Annotated in this window: 4 protein-coding genes and 1 pseudogene; all 5 read left to right on the forward strand. The window is 68.1% G+C overall.

Features of this window, described 5'->3' with window-relative positions:
* Positions 1-525 (forward strand): XrtA/PEP-CTERM system exopolysaccharide export protein (locus tag JHC57_RS21030; RefSeq protein ID WP_294032533.1); only part of this gene is annotated, 525 nt, incomplete at its 5' end.
* Between the two features lie 48 nt (positions 526-573).
* Complete coding sequence (locus JHC57_RS21035; protein WP_294032534.1) at positions 574-2,100, forward strand: XrtA system polysaccharide chain length determinant; 1,527 nt, start codon at positions 574-576, stop codon at positions 2,098-2,100.
* 14 nt (positions 2,101-2,114) lie between these two features.
* Positions 2,115-3,140, forward strand: coding sequence for an AAA family ATPase (locus JHC57_RS21040; protein ID WP_294032535.1), 1,026 nt, complete (start codon positions 2,115-2,117; stop codon positions 3,138-3,140).
* Positions 3,140-4,855 (forward strand): hypothetical protein, encoded by a 1,716-nt coding sequence (locus JHC57_RS21045; protein WP_294032536.1) that lies wholly within the window; start codon positions 3,140-3,142, stop codon positions 4,853-4,855. The genes JHC57_RS21040 and JHC57_RS21045 overlap by 1 nt, the downstream gene beginning before the upstream one ends.
* A 34-nt stretch (positions 4,856-4,889) precedes the next feature.
* Positions 4,890-5,079 (forward strand): annotated as a pseudogene (locus JHC57_RS21050) (hypothetical protein); the annotation flags it as partial.

Genomic DNA, 5,079 nt, shown 5'->3' on the forward strand with positions numbered 1-5,079 from the left:
CAGGAAGGGCCGGGCGAGGAATATATCATCGGCCCGCTCGACGAGCTCCAGATCTTCGTGTGGCGCAACCCCGAACTCGGCGGCAAGGTGCAGGTGCGCCCCGACGGCCGCATCACCACCCCGCTGATCACCGACATGCCCGCGGTCGGCAAGACGCCGACGATGCTGCAGCAGGACATCAAGCTCCAGCTCAGCCAGTATATCACCGACCCGATCGTCAGCGTCATCGTCACCAGCTTCAACAGCACCTTCTCGCAGCAGGTGCGCGTCGTCGGCGCGACCGAAAAGCCCGCGTCGATCCCGTTCCGCGCCAACATGACCGTGCTCGACGCAATGATTGCAGTCGGCGGCCTGGGCGAATATGCCGCCGGGAACAAGGCGCGACTCGTCCGTTTCGACAAGGGCAGCGGGAAGCAGCAGGAATTCGCCCTGCGGCTCAACGACCTGATCAAGCGCGGCGACATCAAGGCGAACGTGCGGCTTCAGCCGGGCGATGTGATCATCATCCCCGAAAGCATGTTCTGATATCGACCGGCGGCCACCCACCCCTCTCCCAAGGATCAATTTCGAGCGATGATCAGCCTTTACGACGAGTTCCGGGTGGCAGTGCACAGCGTGTGGACGCGCCGTTGGCTGGTGCTCGCGGTCGCCTGGGGCATCTGCATCCTCGGCTGGCTCGCGATCGCGTCGATCCCGAACCGCTATGACAGCCGCGCGCGCCTGCTCGTCGACATCAACCAGATCCTGCCCGACGACGCGCAGGTCGGCGGCGGACGGCCGCAGATCGACCAGATCCGCGAAACGCTGACCAGCGCGCGCAACATGGAAAAGGTCGCCGCGACGACGGGCCTGCTTCCCGCGGGCGCGGGCGAGCGCGACAAGGCGGGCGCGGTCGCGATGCTGCAAAGGAGCATCAAGGTCGTTCCGCAGCAGGACAATATCTTCGAAATCACCTCGAGCGTCGCGGTCGGCAGCCTGTCCGACGCCGACAATGCCAGGCTCGCCTCGGGCGTGCTCGACAGCCTGATCACCGTGTTTCGCGACGACCAGCTGCGCGGCGGCCGGATGAACGCGCGCGAGGGCCTCAAATTCCTCGATGCGCAGATCGCGGACCGCGAAAAGGCGCTGCGCGAGGTCGAGGCGCGCCGCGCGGCGTTCGAGGCGCAGAACATCGGCCTGATCCCCGGCGGCGCCGGATCGCCCGCGCAGCGCGTCGACGCGGCGCGCGCCGAACTCGGCCAGATCGATTCGCAGCTCGTCTCGGCGCAGGCGCAGCTCGCGGCCGCGAACGGCCAGCTCGCCTCGACCCCGCAGTCGATTCCCGGCGCGGGCGGTGTCGGCGGCGGCGTCGCGCGTCAGCAGCTCGCCGGCGCACAGAACGAGCTCTCGTCGATGCGCGCGCGGGGCCTGACCGACGCGCACCCCGACGTGATCGCGCTCAAAAGCCAGATCGCATCGCTGAAGGCCATGGCCGACCGCGAAGGCGCGGGCGGCGGCGGGATGCAGAACCCCGCCTATGCCTCGCTCGCCGCGATGCGCGCCGAGCGTCAGGCGACCGTCAGCGCGCTGTCGGCGCGCAAGAGCCAGCTGATGGGCGACATATCGAAAATCACGACGCAGCAGATCCAGAACCCCGGCATCGCCGCCGAATATGACCGGATCAACGGCGAATATACCGCGTTCAAGGCGCAATATGACAAGCTGCTCGCGCAGCGCGAACAGGTTCGCATGCGCGGCGAGGTGCAGACCGAAACCGACGCGATCAAGGTCGAGCTGCTCGATCCGCCATCGAAACCGACGAGCCCCGCAGCGCCCAACCGGCCGCTGTTCCTGACGCTCGTGCTGCTCGCGGGTATCGGCGGCGGCGTTGGTGCCGCCTTCGGTCTCGCCCAGGTCCGCACCAGCTACGCGACCGCCGCCAAGCTCGAACGCGCGAGCGGCCTGCCGGTGATCGGATCGATCACCGAAGTGGTGACGCCCGATCGCCAGCTCGATCGCCGCAAGAAGCTCGTCTGGCTTGCCGGCGGGAGCGGTGCGCTCGTCGGCCTCTACGCCTTGCTGCTCGTCGCCGAATTCATCCAGCGCGGCATGGTTGCGTGACGGGGGACGATGACATGAACGACCAACGCAAAGTCAAGCGTCCGCCCTCGCTCCTCGAACGCGCCGCCGACATGTTCGGCCTCGATCCCGCGGCGAACGCGCCGACGATTGACGTCTCGAACCTGCCGCCCGAGCCCGAGAGAAAGGCGAGGAAGCCGAAGGCCGAATCCGCCGCCGAGGCACCGCAGGCAGAGGTTCTTCCGCCCGAACCCGTTGTCGAGGCGGCGCCCGCGATCGAACCCGCGCCGGTGAAGCCGTCGCCGCGCAAGGACGTCGCGCGGGCCGCGCCCGCGATCGTTCCGGCGCGGCAGGGAACGATCGACCGCGAGCGCCTCGCGGCGCGCGGCATGATCGTGCCCGGAACGCCCGTCACCGGCATTTCCGAAGAATATCGCATCGTGAAGCGCGAACTGATCCGCAATTTCGGTGGCGTCGGCAACCGCCCGATCCTGCCGCGCGGTCACCGCGTGCTGATCGCCTCGGCCAATCCGGGCGAGGGCAAGACCTTCTCGGCGGTCAACCTCGCATTGAGCCTCGCGGTCGAGGCCGACCACGACGTGCTGCTGATCGACGCCGACATCGCAAAGCCGAGCGTGCTCGAAGCCCTGGGTCTGGAGGATGGTCCGGGCCTCATGGACGCGCTCGCCGATCCGCATCTGCCCCTCGGCGACTGCCTGATCCAGACCGACATTCCCGGCCTCAAGGTCATGCCCGCGGGCACCCAGCATATGCACGATACCGAATTGCTCGCCTCGGCGCGCACCGAGGCGTTGCTGGCGCAGCTCGAGGCCGGGGCGCCCGGCCGCATCGTCATCCTCGATTCGCCGCCCGTGCTCGCGGCATCGCCCGCCGCGGTGCTCGCCGGCCATGTCGGCCAGACGATCATGGTCGTGCGCGCCGACACCACGCTCGAATCCGCACTGCGCGACGCGATCGGCCTGATGGGTGCGTGCCCGCATATCCAGCTGCTCCTCAATGGTGTGAAATTCTCGCCCGGCGGGCGCCGCTTCGGCACCTATTACGGACAGGGAGGCGCGTGATGCGCACCGTCACCGCCATGCGCGGTGCCGCCACGCTGGCGGCCTTGCTGCTCGCCGGAACGGCGAGCGGCGCGCAGGCGCAATTTTCGGGCGACCCCGGTCCGGGCGACGGCCGCGCGTCGTCGGCCGGTGCGCCGGCACCGGAGCAGGGGCGTTCGGAAAGGCGCGCCGAGCGCCGCCGCACGCAGCGGCAGGTCGCGGTCAGCCCCTATCTCGAGGTCGACCAGATCCTGACCGCCGACCTCAAGAATGGCGGCGACGTCCTGACCTATACCAACCTCGCGGTCGGCGTGGACGCCGCGATCGTCACTAACCGCGCCGAACTGGCGGGCAGCGTGCGCTATGAACATCGCATCGGCTGGAATGGCGGGCTCGGCGATTCGGACATGGTCAGCGGCCTCCTCCGCGGCCGGATCGAGGCCGCGCGCGGGCTCAATCTCGAAGGCGGCGCGCTCGCGACGCGCACCCGCGCCGACGGTCAGGGCGCGGCGAGCGGCCTGTTCATCGGTGACGCGAGCAATGTCGCGGACCTTTATTCGTTCTACGCCGGCCCGACCTTCGCACGGCGCATCGGCGGGCTCGACGTCGGCGCCGGCTATCGCTTCGGCTATACCAAGGTCGAAGTCGACGAGCCCGCGATCCTGTCGCCGGGCACGCAGCCGCAGGACATTTTCGACAGCTCGACCAACCACGTCGCCTGGGCCAGCGTCGGCGCGCGCCCCGGCGACCTGCCGTTCGGCTGGCAGGTGTCGGGCGGTTACGAGCGCGAGGATGCGAGCCAGCTCGATCAGCGCTACGAGGGCAAATTTGTCCGCGCCGACGTGACCGTGCCGATCGGGCCGACCGTCGCGCTCCTCGGCGGCGTCGGGTACGAGGATATCGAGATCGGCCAGCGCAATCCGGTGGTCGACGCCAATGGCGTCCCCGTCCGCGACGCGAGCGGGCGCTTCATCACCGACAAATCGAGCCCGCGCCAGCTGTCGTTCGACACCGACGGGCTGATCTGGGACGCCGGGGTGATGTGGCAGCCCAGCCGCCGCACCTCGCTGACCGCCCGCGTCGGCCGCCGCTATGGCGACACCATCTATACCGGCAGCTTCGCCTATCGCCCCGATCATGCGACGACGATCCAGGTCGGCGTCTATGACGGGCTGTCGAGCCTCGGCCGCGGCTTGTCGGGCGGGCTTGCCGCACTGCCGACGCAGTTCGACCCGATCCGCAATCCGATCAGCGGCGATATCAACCCCTGCGTCTTCGGCCAGCAGGGCGGCGGATGCCTCAGCAACCAGCTCGGCAACGCGACCTCGGCGCAATATCGCAGCCGCGGCGTCCAGGCGACGCTGTCGTCGCGCTACGGGCGGTGGAGCTATGGTGTCGGCCTCGGCTACGACCAGCGCAAGCTGCTCGCGCCGTTGCTGTCGCCGATCGGCAACCTCAACGGGATCAAGGACGAGAATTATTATCTCTTTGTCTCGGCCGGACGCCAGCTCGACGCCGATTCGGACCTCACCGTGTCGGGGTACGTCAACTATTTCGATAATGGCGCGCCGGGCGCGAGCGACGTCCAGTCGGCGGGCCTGACCACGGCCTATTCGCGCCGGTTCTGGCGTAGCCTGACCGGGACCGCGGCGGCCAGCCTCAACGCCTTCGATCAGGAAGGTTTCAACAGCCAGCTCATAGGTTCAGCTTTGGTGGGACTGCGTTACAACTTCTGATGGGTTTGACCCTTCGGGCAACGGGAATATTGCGATGTACGATCAGTTCTATGGTTTCACCGGCCGTCCGTTCCAGCTGACGCCTGACCCGCATTTCTATTTCGAAAGCGGCACCCACCGGAAGGCGATGTCCTATCTCGGCTACGGCCTCGCGCAGGGCGAAGGCTTTATCGTCATCACCGGCGACGTCGGCGCGGGCAAGACGACGCTCGTCGGCCATCTGA

The organism is Sphingopyxis sp. (genome assembly GCF_016463645.1).
GTDB lineage: Bacteria > Pseudomonadota > Alphaproteobacteria > Sphingomonadales > Sphingomonadaceae > Sphingopyxis.

What these genes read in the sequence shown, in the direction of transcription:
- JHC57_RS21035 (WP_294032534.1), top strand. Translation starts at nt 574, where the DNA reads ATGATCAGCCTTTACGACGAGTTCCGGGTGGCAGTGCACAGCGTGTGG.
- JHC57_RS21040 (WP_294032535.1), top strand. Translation starts at nt 2,115, where the DNA reads ATGAACGACCAACGCAAAGTCAAGCGTCCGCCCTCGCTCCTCGAACGC.
- JHC57_RS21045 (WP_294032536.1), top strand. Translation starts at nt 3,140, where the DNA reads ATGCGCACCGTCACCGCCATGCGCGGTGCCGCCACGCTGGCGGCCTTG.